The sequence below is a fragment of the Noviherbaspirillum sp. genome (assembly GCF_035254865.1).
Taxonomy (GTDB): Bacteria; Pseudomonadota; Gammaproteobacteria; order Burkholderiales; family Burkholderiaceae_D; genus Noviherbaspirillum.
The window spans coordinates 36974-51889 of the sequence record NZ_DATFAF010000011.1 but is presented as its reverse complement, the minus strand read 5'-3'; the positions used below and the strand labels follow the sequence as shown (position 1 = coordinate 51889).

At 61.8% G+C, this 14916-nt stretch carries 16 protein-coding genes; 6 read left to right on the top strand and 10 right to left on the bottom strand.

Annotation, left to right across the window (positions count from 1 at the left end; genetic code table 11):
- The first annotated feature begins 116 nt into the window (after nt 1-116).
- Complete coding sequence (locus VJ651_RS03280) at nt 117-389, top strand: DUF2164 domain-containing protein (RefSeq protein WP_324106054.1); 273 nt, start codon at nt 117-119, stop codon at nt 387-389.
- Between the two features lie 2 nt (nt 390-391).
- On the opposite strand, the gene VJ651_RS03275 is transcribed toward VJ651_RS03280, so the two are convergent.
- The 3 genes from VJ651_RS03275 to VJ651_RS03265 are packed head-to-tail and all read right to left on the bottom strand — an operon-like array spanning nt 392 to nt 3557.
- Complete coding sequence (locus VJ651_RS03275) at nt 392-1177, bottom strand: metallophosphoesterase (RefSeq protein WP_324106053.1); 786 nt, start codon at nt 1175-1177, stop codon at nt 392-394.
- Between the two features lie 12 nt (nt 1178-1189).
- A complete protein-coding gene (locus tag VJ651_RS03270) occupies nt 1190-2332 on the bottom strand; it encodes an acyl-CoA dehydrogenase family protein (RefSeq protein ID WP_324106052.1) in 1143 nt (380 codons plus the stop codon).
- A 40-nt stretch (nt 2333-2372) separates the two neighbouring features.
- Entirely contained in the window at nt 2373-3557 is a 1185-nt protein-coding gene (locus tag VJ651_RS03265; RefSeq protein ID WP_324106051.1) for a lipid-transfer protein, read from the bottom strand.
- A 150-nt stretch (nt 3558-3707) separates the two neighbouring features.
- On the opposite strand from VJ651_RS03265, the gene VJ651_RS03260 reads away from it, so the two are divergent.
- From VJ651_RS03260 to VJ651_RS03245, 4 genes are all read left to right on the top strand, one after another.
- Nucleotides 3708-4343 (top strand): TetR/AcrR family transcriptional regulator, encoded by a 636-nt coding sequence (locus tag VJ651_RS03260; RefSeq protein WP_324106050.1) that lies wholly within the window; start codon nt 3708-3710, stop codon nt 4341-4343.
- Nucleotides 4344-4358: 15 nt separating this feature from the next.
- Complete coding sequence (locus VJ651_RS03255) at nt 4359-5369, top strand: DUF2804 domain-containing protein (protein WP_324106049.1); 1011 nt, start codon at nt 4359-4361, stop codon at nt 5367-5369.
- Between the two features lie 158 nt (nt 5370-5527).
- The gene (locus VJ651_RS03250) at nt 5528-6733 is read left to right on the top strand and encodes an MFS transporter (RefSeq protein WP_324106048.1); all 1206 of its coding nucleotides are present in this window, start codon (nt 5528-5530) and stop codon (nt 6731-6733) included.
- A gap of 59 nt (nt 6734-6792) precedes the next feature.
- On the top strand, nt 6793-8145 hold the full coding sequence (locus VJ651_RS03245) for a family 1 glycosylhydrolase (RefSeq protein WP_324106047.1): 1353 nt from the start codon (nt 6793-6795) through the stop codon (nt 8143-8145).
- A 64-nt stretch (nt 8146-8209) separates the two neighbouring features.
- On the opposite strand, the gene VJ651_RS03240 is transcribed toward VJ651_RS03245, so the two are convergent.
- The 7 genes from VJ651_RS03240 to VJ651_RS03210 all read right to left on the bottom strand — a co-directional run bounded on the left by VJ651_RS03240 (nt 8210) and on the right by VJ651_RS03210 (nt 14241).
- Nucleotides 8210-9589: a sensor histidine kinase gene (locus VJ651_RS03240; RefSeq protein WP_324106046.1), complete on the bottom strand. Its 1380-nt coding sequence runs from the start codon at nt 9587-9589 to the stop codon at nt 8210-8212.
- A complete protein-coding gene (locus tag VJ651_RS03235; RefSeq protein ID WP_324106045.1) occupies nt 9570-10244 on the bottom strand; it encodes a response regulator in 675 nt (224 codons plus the stop codon). The genes VJ651_RS03240 and VJ651_RS03235 overlap by 20 nt, the downstream gene beginning before the upstream one ends.
- A 2-nt stretch (nt 10245-10246) precedes the next feature.
- The gene (locus VJ651_RS03230) at nt 10247-11473 is read right to left on the bottom strand and encodes a beta-ketoacyl-[acyl-carrier-protein] synthase family protein (RefSeq protein WP_324106044.1); all 1227 of its coding nucleotides are present in this window, start codon (nt 11471-11473) and stop codon (nt 10247-10249) included.
- Nucleotides 11470-11712, bottom strand: a complete 243-nt coding sequence (locus tag VJ651_RS03225; RefSeq protein ID WP_324106043.1) for an acyl carrier protein — start codon at nt 11710-11712, stop codon at nt 11470-11472. Before VJ651_RS03225 ends, VJ651_RS03230 begins: the two co-directional genes overlap by 4 nt.
- 25 nt (nt 11713-11737) lie before the next feature.
- Nucleotides 11738-12565: an alpha/beta hydrolase gene (locus VJ651_RS03220; RefSeq protein ID WP_324106042.1), complete on the bottom strand. Its 828-nt coding sequence runs from the start codon at nt 12563-12565 to the stop codon at nt 11738-11740.
- A gap of 191 nt (nt 12566-12756) precedes the next feature.
- Entirely contained in the window at nt 12757-13512 is a 756-nt protein-coding gene (locus VJ651_RS03215) for a hypothetical protein (protein ID WP_324106041.1), read from the bottom strand.
- Between the two features lie 69 nt (nt 13513-13581).
- Entirely contained in the window at nt 13582-14241 is a 660-nt protein-coding gene (locus VJ651_RS03210) for a hypothetical protein (RefSeq protein WP_324106040.1), read from the bottom strand.
- A 277-nt stretch (nt 14242-14518) separates the two neighbouring features.
- Between VJ651_RS03210 and pcaC the strand changes: the two genes are divergently transcribed.
- On the top strand, nt 14519-14899 hold the full coding sequence (gene pcaC, locus VJ651_RS03205; protein WP_324106039.1) for a 4-carboxymuconolactone decarboxylase: 381 nt from the start codon (nt 14519-14521) through the stop codon (nt 14897-14899).
- Nucleotides 14900-14916 lie beyond the last annotated feature (17 nt).

The window sequence follows — 14916 nt, the reverse complement described above, 5'->3', positions numbered from 1 at the left end:
CCTCACCGCCATTGTGAGGGACCCCGGGCGGGCGCACTTCGTGCTGACATACTCGCTGATCTTCGGGCGACGCTGAAACAGCAAGCGCAGCGCCGCAATTCATTCAAGGAAGAATAATGAGCATTGAACTTTCCAAGGAAGCCCACAAGGAAGCGGTCGCCTCCATCGAACGCTACTTCAAGGAAAACATGGAAGAACCCATCGGCAATATTGCGGCGAGCGGCCTGCTGTCATACTTTCTGGAAGAGATCGGCCCGCTGGTCTACAACAAGGCTGTCGCGGATGTGCAGGAGCGCTTGCAGGCGCGCATCATGGACCTGGACTTCGAAGTGCATGAAGAGGAATTCCAGTACTGGCGCAAGTATGATCGCCAGCGCAAGGGAAAATAAGGTTAAACCTCGATCACCATGCCCGGATCGAAGGCGGGATTCTCCCATTGCAGCTCATCGGGTGACTGGGCGCTGGAGCGGTTGAGCGTGTAGCCGCGCGGGTTCGCGATCACGCGCGTCTTGCCCACGCGATAGTCGAAGCTGTCGTGCACATGGCCGTGGATCCACACATCGGCCTGTTCCACCAGCGGACCGAGGTCGGTGATGAATGCCGGATTCAGCAGGCTGCCGGCGAAACGCGGATGGATCGAGGACGGATGCGGCGCATGATGGGTGACCACCACGGTCGGGCCGCTGAAAGCTTCCTGCAGCTTGTTCTCCAGCCATGCGCGCGCCGCATGATGCAAGGCCTCGGCGTCGCGTGCGGTGAACAAGTTGCCGTTCATCTTGATCAGTTGATGGTCGATCAGGGTGCGCTCCGCTTCTTCCATGGCGTCGGTCTTGCGATCGCCGTACAGTCCGTAATCGGTCCAGAGGCAGCAGCCCAGGAAGCGCACGCCGCCCTGCACATGCTCGTCGCATTCGAGAAATCGGATGTTCGTGCCGGCCGAGGCGGCGCGCAGCTCTTTTACCGTCTCGAGATAGTCGCGGTGATAAGCCTCGTGATTGCCGTGGATATAGATGACAGGAATCGGCCAGTCGCGGAAAGCATTGACGGCGCCGATTCCCTGATGAATATCGCCTGCGATGACCAGCACGTCGGCATCGGTCGGTGCGACAATCCGATATTCCGGAAAGCGGCGCGCGAAGAATTCGAGGTGCAGGTCGGAGGCGATTTGTATCTTCATGATCACGCTATATTACAACGAGCGTGAAATGATTTCTTTCATGATTTCGTTGGCGCCGCCGTAGATGCGTTGCACACGTGCATCGGCATACATCTGCGCAATCGGATACTCCATCATGTAGCCGTAGCCGCCGAAGAGCTGCAGGCATTTGTCGATCGTCGTGCACTGCAGGTCGGAGATCCAGTATTTCGCCATCGACGCCAGTTCGGTATCCATGCGGCCTTCGATCATGTCGACGATGCAGCGGTCGATGAAGGTGCGTGCGACGGTGGCCTCGGTCTTGACTTCGGCCAGCAGGAAGCGCGTATTCTGCATCTCGATCAGCGCCTGGCCGAATGCCTTGCGCTCGCGCGCATGCTCGACGGTGAGACGCAACGCGCGCTCGATGCTGGCCACGCCGGATACGCCGATGATGGTGCGCTCATAGGGCAGTTCATTCATCAGTTGCGCAAAGCCCTTGCCTTCGACGCCGCCCAGCACGCTGTCGAGCGGCATGCGCACGCCGTCGAAGAACAGCTCGCAGGTGTCCTGGCCTTTCTGGCCGAGCTTTTCGAGGATGCGGCCGACGCGGAATCCCGGGCAGTCGCGGGTTTCCAGCAGCATTAATGACACGCCCTTGGCGCCGGCGGCCGGCTCGGTCTTCGCCACCACCAGGATCAGGTCAGCCATGTAACCGTTCGAGATGAAGGTCTTGGATCCGTTCAGCACGTAGGCATCGCCGTCTTTCAGCGCCGTGGTGCGGATGCCTTTCAGATCCGACCCCGCGCCCGGTTCCGTCATGGCAATGGCGGCGATCATTTCGCCGCTGGCGAGTTTGGGCAGGTACTTCTTCTTCTGCGCCTCGGTGCCCTGGTTCAGCAGGTAGTGCGCGACGATGGCGTGCACATGCAGTCCGAAGGCGGTATCGCCCACATAGCTGAGTTCCTCGAACACGATGCACTGATGCGCGAAGCTGCCGCCCGAGCCGCCGAAGTCCTCGGAAATGTCGGCCAGCAGCATGCCCATTTCGCCGGCCTTGCTCCATACCGCGCGGTCCACATGCTGCTGCTTCTTCCAGGTTTCCTGATGCGGCACGATTTCCGCGCTGACGAAGCGGCGCACTGCGTCGCGGAAGCTTTCGAGTTCCGGCGTCATCCAGGGGGAGGTGGAGTTCATGTTGTTTCTCTCGATGTCGTTGTTATTGCCGATTGCGAAATCAGGATGCCTGATACAACGTTACCACGCAGGCACCGCCAAGGCCGAGATTGTGCTGCAAGGCCACGCGCGCGCCTTCCACCTGGCGCGCCTGCGCCGTGCCGCGCAACTGGTGCGTGAGTTCATAGCATTGCGCGAGGCCGGTCGCGCCCAGCGGATGGCCCTTGGACAACAAGCCACCGGAGGGATTGGTCACCACCTTGCCGCCATAGGTATTGTCGCCATCGTCGATGAATTTTTCCGCGCCGCCTTCCGGGCACAGGCCGAGTGCTTCATAGGTGATCAGTTCGTTCTGCGCGAAGCAGTCGTGCAGCTCGACCACGTCCAGCTCGCTCGCGCCGATGCCGGCTTCTTCATACACCTTGTTCGCCGCTTCCTTCGCCATGTCGTAGCCGACCAGTTTCATCATGTCGCCGGACTCGAAGGTGCTCGGCCGATCGGTGGTCATGGCCTGCGCGGCGATGTGCACCGACATGTTCAAGCCCTTCGCCCTGGCAAATTCTTCCGAGACCAGCACCGCCGCCGCGCCGCCGCAAGTGGGCGGGCAGGCCATCAGGCGCGTCATCACGCCGGGCCAGATCATCGGCGCGTTCATCACATCGTCGGCTGACACCACTTGCTTGAACAGGGCGAGCGGATTGTTGGCGGCGTGACGGCTGGCTTTCGCGCGGATCTTGGCGAAGGCATCGAGCCTGGTGCCGTATTTCTTCATGTGGCTCAGGCCCGCGCCGCCGAAGTAGCGCAGCGCGAGCGGAATCTCGGGCATGCCGACCAGCTTGTCGGTCACCGCGTCGAAGGCGTCGAAGGGCGTGGGGCGATCCCGGAACACGGAACCGAGCGCGCCGGGGCTCATCTGCTCGAAGCCGACCACCAGTACGCAGTCGGCCGCGCCGCTGGCCACTGCCTGCCGCGCGAGAAACAGCGCGGTCGATCCGGTCGAGCAGTTATTGTTCACGTTGACGATGGGGATGCCCGTCATGCCCAGCTGATACACCGCCTTCTGGCCGCTGGTGGAGTCGCCGTACACATAGCCGACATAGGCTTGCTGCACGTCTTCATAGCGGATTCCGGCGTCGTCCAACGCGAGCCGTCCGGCCGCAGCGCCCATCTGGTCATAGCTGGCGCTGGCGCCCGGCTTGGCGAAGGGGATCATGCCTACGCCCGATACATATACTTTGCGGCTCATTTTGCGCTCCATCAACGTGAGGATTGGCGGTTACTGTTCTTATAGGTCGGTTGACCTAAAGTGAAATATTATAGGTCAAGTGGCCTATTCGTCAACGCGCGTGGGATAATTTTGCGATTGATCAATAGCTGTCGATGGCAGACCTTCACCATGTCACCCACCCTCAAGACCTCGCTCAAGCGAAAGACATCGAACACGACGGAAAAGGGCTACGAGCGCGCGCACGACATCCTGCGGGCGGCACGCGAAATATTCGCGGCCGAGGGTTACGGCGGCCTGTCGATGCGCCGCGTCGCCGCACAGGTCGGCGCGAGCCTGAGCAATGTGCAGCATTACTACGGCAGCAAGGACACGCTGATCGAGGCCTTGCTGCTGGACGCGATGAACCAGCTGCAGGACAAGATCGACAGCATCGTCGCGTCCATGGAAGGCAAGTCGCGCGTCGAGCAGTTCCTGGCGACGATCGACATGTTTCTCGAAGAGCTGGGCAGCCCGGTCATGCGCGGCATGTTTTTCGAATTCTGGGCGCTGGCCACGCGTAACACCTTTGCCTCCGCGTTGATGGAAAAGATGCAGGCGCGCGAGAGGAAGGCGATCTTCAAGCTGATCCAGGGCATGTCGCCGCACATCTCGGACGAGGATTACATCGTGCGCGCGGCACTGATCGTGGCGCAGGTCGAGGGGCTGATGCTGTTTCGCGTGCGCAATCGCCCGAGGCGGCCGGAACTCGAAGGACTGGAAAACGCGGCGCGCGAGGCGGTACTGCGCCTGGCGACGCAGCCATAAAAAAACGGACGAACAATGCGTGATTCGCCAGAAGACAGCCTGCCGGCCGCACCGCGCCAGATTCCGGAGCGCGACGGGCAAGCCCGCTTCGGCCGCTTTGCCGGTGCGGCGGCAAGCATCGACTGGTCGCGCCTGGCCGCGCCCTACGCCCGCAGCGCGCTCTGGCGGCGTTTTCACCACAAGCGCTGGCAATACATTGCGCTCGCCACCGAAGAGCTGTTTTGCGGGCTGGCCATCGTCGATCTCGGCTGGACCAATACCGCCTTCGCGTACGCCTTCGACCGCCGTCTGCGCAAGGAAGTGGCTGCTTACTCGCAGAACGGACTGCCGGGGCTGAGCGCACGCGTTGCGCAGCATCCGGGGCAGGGCAGTGCATTCCATTGGCTCGGCAATCGCATCGTGCATGAAGTGCATGACGGGCAGCGCCATCGGCTCGCCTTGCATTGCGGCGCGTTCCGGATCGAGGCGGAATTCCTGGCCGCGGGCTGCGCGCCATTGCTGCTCGCGGTCGGCCCGGTGTGCGGAGGATCGGTGCACGCGACGCAGAAATCTCCCGGCATGCCGCTGACGGGCAAGGTGCAGGCCGGCCAGCGCACCTACGATTTGCAGGGCGGCGTGGCCAGTTTCGACTATTCGAACGGATTGCTGGCGCGCGAAACGGCATGGCAATGGGCGTCAGCGCACAATCGGGAACTGGGATTCAACCTGCAGTCCGGTTATTTCGGCGATCAGGAGAATGCCTTGTGGCTGGATGGCCGCCTGATTCCGCTGGGGACGGCGCACTTCGAGCACGACGCCGCCGATCCGCTCGCGCCCTGGCATATCCGCACCGACGACGGTTTGCTGGATCTGCGCTTCCAGCCCGAAGGCGCGCGCCGCGAAGACAAGAACCTGCTGATTGCGGCATCGCGCTACGTGCAACCGGTCGGCAGTTTCAGCGGCTGGGTCAAATCCTCCTCCGATGCGGCGCCACGGACGGTCACGCGTCTGGTCGGCGTGACCGAAGACCATTTTTCACGCTGGTAAGACGCGTCGAAGTTTCGCTGGCAGAATAGCGCTTGGGATTCTGACATTGGCCGGCGCGGGGCATTCGCGCCAATTGCATGAATTCACGACTACCTCCTCCGCAGGGCCGGAGTTCCCTTTATCGCGCGGCGCCATTGACGCCCGATTGAGAAGCACGCATGAGCAACAGCAGAGATCCCTGGAAGATAATCCGCATTCTGGCCTTCACGCAGATCGTGTCCTGGGGCTCGATGTACTACGCGTTCGCCATCGTGGCGCACGACATCCAGCAGGAGTTCGGCTGGCGCACCGAACTGGTGTTCGGCGCCTATTCCTGGGGCTTGCTGATCTCGGGCCTGGCCGCCACGCCGGCCGGCATGCTGATCGATCGCATCGGCGGTCGCGCGGTGATGGGCATCGGTTCGGTGCTGGCCGGTATCGGCATGATCGGTGTCGCGCTTTCGCATTCGGTGCTGCTGTATTACGCCGCGTGGAGCGTGATCGGCGTGGCCATGGCGATGGTCTTGTACGAAGCGGCGTTTGCCACCATCAATCGCGAATTCCTGCACAGCCCGCGCAAGGGCATTTCGGTGCTGACCCTGTTCGGCGGTTTAGCCAGCACCGTGGCATGGCCGCTGACGCTGAAGCTCAACGGCATGCTCGGCTGGCGCGATACCTTCCTGGTCTACGGCATCGTGCACCTGGCGCTGTGCGCGCCGCTGCACGCCTTGCTGCAAACCGGCCCGCGCCGTCTTCCGCCGCCAGGCGCGCATGCGGTGCGCAACTACACCCTGCATGAAGCGTTGCGCGATCCGACCTTCTGGAAGCTGGCCTTTGCATTTTCGGCCAACATGTTCATCTTTTCGGTGCTTGCGGCGCACCTGATTCCGCTGCTGCAGCGCTTTGGACACAGCGCCGGCACGGCCGTGCTGATGTCGACACTGATCGGGCCGATGCAGGTGGTGGGACGCATCGGCGAAATGGCCTTCGAGCGGCATGTGCGGCCGCAAACGGTCGGCAAGCTGACCTTCGCCATCCTGCCTGCCGGCTTGCTGGTGCTGCTCTTCCTCGGCCAGCACCAGTATGCGGTGGCGGCATTCTGCATCCTGTACGGCGGCAGCAATGGCGTGCTGACGATCGTGCGCGGCACCGTGCCGCAAGCCTTGTTCGGACGCGAGAACTACGGCGCGATTTCCGGCGCGCTGGCCGGGCCGTCCATGATTGCCAAGGCGGCCGGTCCGATCGTGGCCGCCGCGTTTATCGAATTCAATTCCTCTCCGGCATGGCTGCTCGGCATCCTGCTTGCGGTCTCCCTCGTCTCGCTCACTTGCTTCGTCGCCGCAGTCAACGGGCGCCGCGCGGAAATGGCCATGGTTGCGGAGTAGAACTTTGTCCGCCGGGCAGGGTCAACCTGACATCTTTGCAGTCGTGAAAGGATGCCGCGATGTCGCCCGGATTCATTTTTGCCACCGGCATTGAGAACAGCATTCCCACCATCAACGGTGGAACGCTGCGCATGGATGAGCTGGAGAAATGCGGACATTACACGCATTGGCGCACCGACTTCGACCGGGTGCAGGAACTCGGTATCGGTTTCCTGCGCTACGGTCCGCCTCTGCATCGCTGCATGGTGGGCGCGGATCGCTATGACTGGTCCTTTGCCGGCGAAACCTTTAGCGACCTGCAGCGGCGCGACATCGTGCCCATCGTCGACCTGTGCCATTTCGGCGTGCCGGACTGGATAGGCAATTTCCAGAATCCCGACTTTCCGGCACTGTTCGCCTGCTATGCGAAAACCTTCGCCGAGCGCTTCCCCTGGGTGCAGTTGTACACGCCGGTCAACGAAATGTTCATTTGCGCGGTGTTCTCCGGACTGTACGGCTGGTGGAATGAGCAGCAGCGCAGCGACCGCGCCTTCGTCACCGCGCTGAAGAACCTGGTCAAGGCCAATGTGCTGGCCATGTGGGCCATCCTCAAGGTGCGTCCAGATGCGCTGTTCATCCAGAGCGAATCGACCGAGTATTTTCACGCGGAGAGCCCGGATGCGATACGCCCGGCCGAACTGGCCAACGCGCGCCGCTTCCTGTCGCTCGACCTGAACTACGGCAAGCGGGTCGACTCCGAGATGTATGAGTACCTGATGGACAATGGCATGACGCGCGGCGAGTACCGCTTCTTCATGCATAACAATCTCAAGCATCACTGCATCGGCGAGTACCGCTTCTTCATGCATAACAATCTCAAGCATCACTGCATCATGGGCAACGACTATTACGTGACCAACGAACACCTGGTGCACGATGATGGCAGCATGCAGGCGTCGGGAGAAATCTTCGGGTATGCGATGATCACCAATCAGTACTACGACCGCTTCCGCCTTCCGGTCATGCATACCGAGACCAATCTGTGCCAGGGGCCGAAAGGCGACGAGGCGGTGTGCTGGCTGCGCAAGGAATGGGCCAATGTGCTGCGCGTGCGCAACGACGGCGTGCCGATTGTCGGCTTCACCTGGTATTCGCTGACGGATCAGGTGGATTGGGACAGTGCCCTGCGTGAAAACCGGGGAACCGTCAATGCGCTCGGCCTGTACGACCTCGATCGCAATATCCGCCCGGTCGGCGAAGCCTATCGCAAGCTGATCGCGGCATGGAAGCAGGTGCTGCCGACGCAAAGCGTCTGCCTGCAGGTGCCGGTAGTGATGCCGAGCGAAGCGGACAAGGAATGGGCGATCAGGCAGCGCGAGCACGCGTATCGCACGCGTCGGCGCGCCGGCTCGGAGGCGGACGATACGACTTGAGGATCATGCTGTTCCGGCTCTTGATGACGGCGTGCGTGAACGATGCAAGGCGAACCAATCCTCCCTACGTCGGCACAAAACTCACCCTGATGCAGGTCCCGCCATCTCGCGAGGAGCTCCGCAGGCTGATCGTCGCATCATGACGGTCGGCCACTTCCTTGACAATCGCCAGGCCCAGGCCGGTCCCTGTGGGCGATCCGTCCGCAAGCCGGTAAAAGCGGTCGAAGATGCGGGCATGCGCGCTTTCCGGAATGCCGGGACCGTTGTCTTCCACTTCCATGAACGGCCGGCCGTCTTCACCGATGCCGCTGCGGGCTGTCACGGTTCCTCCGCGCGGGGTGTACTGGATCGCATTGTTGATCAGGTTGGCCAGCAATTCCCTGAGCAACCATTCCGAGCCTTCAATCAGGGCCGGCTCCGCTTCGAATCCCAGGTCGATGTCCTTTGCCAGGGCTGCATCGAACCAGGACGATGCACTGGCGCGCAACAGTTCCGCAAGATCGATCTTCCTGTGCTCGTTGCCGATGTTGGCCTCGGATCCGGAGCGCGCCAATGCCAGCAATTGATGCGTCAGGTGGCCAAGTCGCTGGGTGGCGTCGCGCAAGCGAACCACGCGGCTGCTGTATTCTTCGGGGAGTTCCTGGGCGGCGAGTTCAAGCTGGGTCTGCAAGCCCGCTAGCGGCGTCTTCAACTGGTGCGCGGCATTGGCAAGAAATACCTGCTGCGCGGCGGCCGCGGCCCGCAGCTCCGCGATCAGGACGTTCATCGCGTTGATGAGTGGTTCTGCCTCTCCCGGCGTGTCGCGTTTCGGTATCGGGCTGGTATCGTGCGCGGGGCGATTGGCGATTTCGTGCCCGAGACGATTCAAGGGGGCCAGGCCTCGCCGCACGCCGAAGTAGACCAGCACGAGGGTGGCAAGGACGAGCAGGACATTGGGCAGGACCATCGTTGCCAGTATCCTGGAGCGGGCGCGGTCGCGTTTCCTGACGGTCTCTGCGAACACCACGGTGACATCGCCGAGGCTGGTCGCCTTCTTGTAGGTCGCTTTCCGGATCTTGAATCCGCGAAGCACGGCGTCGGAAATAAGCAGGCCGCTCTCGGGCAACACGAGATCCGGGGTCAGGTCGGCATCTCCTGCAAGGAGGCGGCCATGCGGATCGTAGACCGCCAGAAATTCCTGGTCGGTGCGGTCGGCGCGCATGAGCGACTCAATGTCGCGCGGAAGATCGACAATCAATGCGCCGTCGCGAACGACGACACGTGCAGCGAGTTCAAAGGCACTCTCCGTCAGTGCATAGTCGTAGGCTTCTTCAGCGGGGCTGACCGCGAGCCGGTAGTCAAAGGGCATGCCCAGCAGGAGCAAGGCCGCCAGCGGCAACAGCAGGGACAGGAGCAGGCGTCGGCGCAGCGTCTGGCGCGCCGGTTCAGGACGGGTCGGTCTCATCGACGCGGTAACCTATTCCGCGCAAGGTGCGGACTTCGACTCCGCTGTCGCGAAGCTTGGTGCGCAGGCGGCATATGTAGATTTCAATGGCGTTCATGGTCAGCTCGTTGTCCCACTCGCTCAGGCTCTCCACCAGTTTTTTCTTGGAGACGACGTTCGGGCTGGCCAGCATCAACTGCTGGAGGATGTCCCACTCGCGGCCTGTCAGCTCGATCGGTTGGTTTCTCAGGGTTGCGGTGCGGCGGGCGAGGTCCAGGCTCAGGGGACCCACGCTCAGTTCGGATGAGGCAACGGAGCGGCTGCGCCGTATCAGCGCGCGCATGCGTGCCTGCAGTTCGGTCAGGTGGAAGGGTTTGACCATGTAGTCGTCCGCGCCCAGATCCAGCCCTCTCACGCGATCATCGATGCCGTCGCGTGCGGTGAGTATGAGGACAGGGACGGCAATGTTGCGGGCACGGATGCGCCGGATGAATTCATGGCCGCTCATGCCGGGCAAGCCGATATCGACGATCGCAAGATCGTACTGCGTCAGCTCCATCGCGTGCTCGACCGGCTCGGCCGAGAGACTGTGGTCCACGGCGTTACCCGACTTTTCCAGCGCCTCGCGTATGCCGGAGGCCACCATGACGTCGTCTTCAATGAGCAGAATGCGCATGTTCAGCCGGGGCCGTAACGCTTGATGGCAAGCGACACATTGCTGCCGCCGAAGGCAAAGGTATTCGACAATGCTGCTTCGATCTGCATATGCCTTGCCTCACCGAATAGGAGATTGATGCCATCCACGTCTGGTTCCTCGAGATGTGCGGTGGGCGGAAGCCGGCCATGTTCGAGCGCAAGCACGGTAATCGCCAGTTCCAGTGCGCCGGCCGCGCCCAGCGTATGTCCGTGCACGCCTTTCGTGGATGATACCGCAGGCAACGCACCCGAGCCCGAAAAGAAGTCGCGGATCGCGGCGGCTTCCGTCTGGTCCCCGATCGTTGTAGCGGTTGCATGGGCATTGATATAGCCGATCTCCGCCGGCGCCAGACCGGCATCCCGCACTGCCAGACTCATCGCCCGCCGCTGGCCGTCCGCATCGGGCCGCGCGTAATTGCTGGCGTCTCCGGCATTGCCGTAGCCGCACAATTCGGCATGCACCCGCGCGCCGCGCTCCAGCGCTACGCTTTCGCGTTCAAGCACGAATGCCGAGGCACCTTCCCCCAGCACCAGGCCGCTTCGCCTGCGGTCGAAAGGTCTGCAACTCTTCTTCGGCGCGCCTTCATCCCGGCGGGCGAGCACCCGCAATGCCTCCCATGCCTGCATCTGACCTTGCACGACGGGTGCCTCCGACCCGCCGACAACGATGCGGTCGGCGCGGCCCCATCGTAGCGCGAGCATGGCCTCGCCGATGGCCGCAGCCGCCGACGCGCATGCCTGCGAAACGGAAAGCTGCGGACCGCGCAGTCCGAATTCGAGAGCGATCTGGGCCAGGGCCGCATTCTGCATTGCCAGCAGCACGGTCATGGGGCCGATCCGCTGCCCGGCATGCAGGCGTGCATAGCTGTTCTCCGTGGTCGCCGCGCTGCCCACGCCCGTTCCCCAATACACGCCCGAGCGTTCGCTCTGTGCCGGAGAAAATTCCGCCAGCCGGGCATCCGACATGGCTTCGCGCACGGCCAGCGAGGCAAGCGTGACATGCCGGTCAACGTTGGTCGGTAGTCCGGGCATGGAGCGAAGCGCCATCTCGTCCGGTATGGTCGCCGCAACCCAACGGCCTTCTGCCGCAGGCCACGGGCGAACGCCGGATGTCCCGGCCAGGGCGCCGGCGAACAGAGGTTCGACACCGAGCCCGAGGGACGATACGGCTCCGATACCTGTTATAAAAACGCGCTCGGGCTTGTTCATTGCACTGTGGATGCGCGAAGCTGGTCAACCAGGGCAGCGATATCCGACAGGCTCTTCAGGTTCGCAGCCTGTGCGTTGTCGACCTCGATGCCGAAGATGTCTTCGATGCGGAAGATGAATTCCAGCAAGCCGATCGAGTCGATCCCGAGCTCGGCAATCGATGCCGCGGGCGCGATCTTGTCTGGATCGCAGCCGAATTCCTTGATGGCGAGTTCGGCGAGGATTGTTCGTGTGTCCATGTTCGGTCTCTCTTTCAGGGGCGGGTCAGGCGAAATGCCTGGTGTTGAAAACGGATTCCTCCGTCAGTTCGCGAAGGAAGCTGACGCTCGCGCGCGCCACGGCGTCGCGATCGTTGTCGAGGGTAAGCATGTGGTAACTGTTGTCGAATATGATCTTCCTGATCATCGACGAACCAAGCCGCGCCGCAAGCAGGGCGGGCGAGCGCAGGCTGGCGACTTCATCTTCCGCCGCGTGCAGGATGAGCGTGGGCTGGCTGATGTCGGGAAGGCTGTTCCGCACCCGCCGCATCAGACGGTACGCTTCGTAGATCGCGGTCAAGGGCAGGTCGCGCGCGCCTGCGACGGAGTTGCCGGTGATTTCCATCTGGCGCGCAATCCATGCGCGGATGCGTACATTCTTGACGCCGTAGGGATCCTTTTCCCGCAAGGAATAGCAGTGCTTGAGCGGCGTGCATCCTGCGACGGGAAGAAGCCACCGATACGAAGGCAGGTTCCAGCCGTCATAAAAGAGCGTCGTGGAAATGAGCAGCAGGGCGCTCACTGAATCGCCTGCACGGTGCGCCAGACGCAGTGCGAGATCCGCTCCGATGCAGATGCCGCCCGCAGCGACCGGACCGTAGCTCTTCGCGAGCAACGCCAGCCGTTCCTGCGCCATGTCCGTCCATTGCTCGCTGCCGGCAAGCGGCGTGCGGTCGCTGTCGCTTTGGCCATATCCCGGCAGGAATGGAACGCTGACAGTGTGCCCGGCAGCATGCAAACGTTGCGCAAGCAGTTGCAGCTCCATGGGGTTGCCGCGCAGGCCATGCAACAGCAGCACCGGGCTGCCGCGTCCTTCCAGGAAAATATCTTTCATCGGGCAGGCTTTCTTGTTCGGGAAAGGCATCTTATCCGGGCCTGTCTTTCATTTGCCTGACAGAGAAAATGCAAAGCGAGCAAGAAACCAATGCCTGATGACATCCATTCGATGTCATCAGGCAAATTCATTGCCAGGGCAACTACCTTGGCAATGCGCGGGGAGCAGGCCCTGGTACGGGCGCGGGGACCTTAGTAGTTGTAGCCTACGTTCAGACCGGCACCCCAATCCGGGCTGCCGTCGGAAAAGCCCTTGGTCGCGTAGGCTTGCATCTTGTAGCCGCCGCCGAGCTTGCGCGAATAGAAGGCGGTGAGTTCGCGCTGGTCGAAGCCGGCATCGGTGGACTTGCTTCGATAGTCGAAGACCGCGCCGGTGCTGGCCTGCTCATCCAGCTTGTAGGAGAGGCCCGCATTGGCGCTGACGACATCCTTGAGCGGCAGGGTGCTTGAGCTGCCGAGCATCCCGTAGCCCACGCCGCCGAAGTAAGTCACGTTCCCGAATTTCCGGTAAGGGTCGACCAGCACCCAGGCGTCGTTTTCACCCGTGCCCAGGCCCTTGGCGCTGTCGGCGGTGCCGAACTTGATCTTCCCGGTGACGTCGACGCCGAACTGCGATGTCGGATCGATCACGAAGGAGTACGTGGCGGCGGTGGTGATGTCGCCGAAGCCGGTCGAGGTGCGCACCTTGGTGGTGGTCGGTCGCACTGCACCGACGCCTGCGATGACGCTGTCGGAACCGGTGATGCGCACGTAAGGCACGGTCAGCTTGAAGGCCCAGTTGCCGGTTTCATAGTTGGCGATGAAGGGAATCGACGAAATCTCGGTGCGCGTATTGGTGCCATACGTGCCGGTGCTGTAGTCGAACCCGGTCTTCACCGTGAAATTGCTTTGGGCGAGCGCTGCCTGCGACAAGAGAACTGCGGCTGCTACAAGACTCAGTTTTTTCATTCTTTCAACAATCGGTTTGTTCAATAAAAAACCGGGCAACGCATGTTGCCCGGCTGGAAGTGGCGATATTTAGTTGCGGCGCGTACGCTCAACCTTTTCGGGGCGCTCTACCCGTTCAATCTTTACCGGCCTTTCAATTTTTTCCACTTTGGCGATCTTCTCGAGCTTTTCGATTTTCTCGACCTTCTCGACTTTTTCCACTTTCACCGGCCGTTCTACCTTGAGTGCCAGAGCGGCTTCATGTCGTTCTTCGGCAGCGACCCGGTTTTCGGCGGCCCGTGCCTGTCCGGCCTGCGCTGCTGCCGGCAACACCACGGTCGCGCCATGCTTTTTCGCTACTACGCCATCCGGCAGGGTGGCGCCACGCTTGTAGACCGTGGCGCCTTTTTTGACGGCTGCGGCAGTCGTGGTGGTAGTCGTGCCCGTCGTCGTGGTGGTCGGATCAGTCGTTGCCGTGGTCGTTGTACCCGTTGCAGTGCCCGTGCCGGCCGTCGTTGTCGTGGTCGTGCCTGTGGTCGTTGTACCAGTCGTCGCCACCGGGGTGGTCGTTGCCGTGGTGGTGCCCGTTGCGGTATCCGTGGTCGTCGGGGGCGTTGTCGCAGTCGTGCCTGTCGTCGCCGTTGTGTCGGCTGTCGTGGTTGTCTGCGCCATGGCGGCGCCGGTGGACAGCAGAGCAGTGACAAGTGTGCTCAGAACAACAGTGTGGCTCAGGGACTTTGTATGTTTCATGGTATTTCTCCGATGACTGTTATCAAATTGATGATGCGAGCTCATCTTAGGGGCTGTGTCGCGATTCGAGATCCACTGAAGTTGTATCAGCTGTAAGAGAATGCAACCGGGAAACGAAATCGATGCCGATTCTTGCCAAAGCATTATCAAGCTTGCAGATCGAATAATGATCTGCACCCCTTGTTGTCATTCTTTGCATGGCGATGTTCTAGTCGCCGTCGAGCTGCGGCCTGTGGAATTTATAATCGCCGCTTTCTCTATTACTCGGAGGCGCGACATGGATGACAAGGACCAACAATTCGAAGGCGGCTTGCAGATGCGCAAACAGGTCATGGGCGAGGAATTCGTCGAGAAGGCATTTGCCAACGCCGACGCATTCACCCTGCCGCTGCAGGAATTCATCACGCGCAATGCCTGGGGCACGGTCTGGTGCCGCGATGGTCTTGACCTGAAGACGCGCAGCCTGATTACGGTATCGATGCTCACGGCGCTCGGTCGTGCACACGAGCTGAAAGGGCATGTGCGCGGCGCCCTCAACAACGGCGCGACGCCGGAAGAAATTCGCGAAGTGCTGTTGCATGCAGCGGTGTATTGTGGCGCACCGCTGGCGGTGGATGCATTTCGTGTCGCGCAGGAAGTGGTGGCGGCGGCCGCTTGATCCTGCGCATGGGCACA

Bases quoted from the DNA above. Each gene is read 5' to 3' on its own strand.
- VJ651_RS03280 (WP_324106054.1), top strand. From the start codon at position 117: ATGAGCATTGAACTTTCCAAGGAAGCCCACAAGGAAGCGGTCGCCTCC.
- VJ651_RS03275 (WP_324106053.1), bottom strand. From the start codon at position 1,177: ATGAAGATACAAATCGCCTCCGACCTGCACCTCGAATTCTTCGCGCGC.
- VJ651_RS03270 (WP_324106052.1), bottom strand. From the start codon at position 2,332: ATGAACTCCACCTCCCCCTGGATGACGCCGGAACTCGAAAGCTTCCGC.
- VJ651_RS03265 (WP_324106051.1), bottom strand. From the start codon at position 3,557: ATGAGCCGCAAAGTATATGTATCGGGCGTAGGCATGATCCCCTTCGCC.
- VJ651_RS03260 (WP_324106050.1), top strand. From the start codon at position 3,708: ATGTCACCCACCCTCAAGACCTCGCTCAAGCGAAAGACATCGAACACG.
- VJ651_RS03255 (WP_324106049.1), top strand. From the start codon at position 4,359: ATGCGTGATTCGCCAGAAGACAGCCTGCCGGCCGCACCGCGCCAGATT.
- VJ651_RS03250 (WP_324106048.1), top strand. From the start codon at position 5,528: ATGAGCAACAGCAGAGATCCCTGGAAGATAATCCGCATTCTGGCCTTC.
- VJ651_RS03245 (WP_324106047.1), top strand. From the start codon at position 6,793: ATGTCGCCCGGATTCATTTTTGCCACCGGCATTGAGAACAGCATTCCC.
- VJ651_RS03240 (WP_324106046.1), bottom strand. From the start codon at position 9,589: ATGAGACCGACCCGTCCTGAACCGGCGCGCCAGACGCTGCGCCGACGC.
- VJ651_RS03235 (WP_324106045.1), bottom strand. From the start codon at position 10,244: ATGCGCATTCTGCTCATTGAAGACGACGTCATGGTGGCCTCCGGCATA.
- VJ651_RS03230 (WP_324106044.1), bottom strand. From the start codon at position 11,473: ATGAACAAGCCCGAGCGCGTTTTTATAACAGGTATCGGAGCCGTATCG.
- VJ651_RS03225 (WP_324106043.1), bottom strand. From the start codon at position 11,712: ATGGACACACGAACAATCCTCGCCGAACTCGCCATCAAGGAATTCGGC.
- VJ651_RS03220 (WP_324106042.1), bottom strand. From the start codon at position 12,565: ATGAAAGATATTTTCCTGGAAGGACGCGGCAGCCCGGTGCTGCTGTTG.
- VJ651_RS03215 (WP_324106041.1), bottom strand. From the start codon at position 13,512: ATGAAAAAACTGAGTCTTGTAGCAGCCGCAGTTCTCTTGTCGCAGGCA.
- VJ651_RS03210 (WP_324106040.1), bottom strand. From the start codon at position 14,241: ATGAAACATACAAAGTCCCTGAGCCACACTGTTGTTCTGAGCACACTT.
- pcaC (WP_324106039.1), top strand. From the start codon at position 14,519: ATGGATGACAAGGACCAACAATTCGAAGGCGGCTTGCAGATGCGCAAA.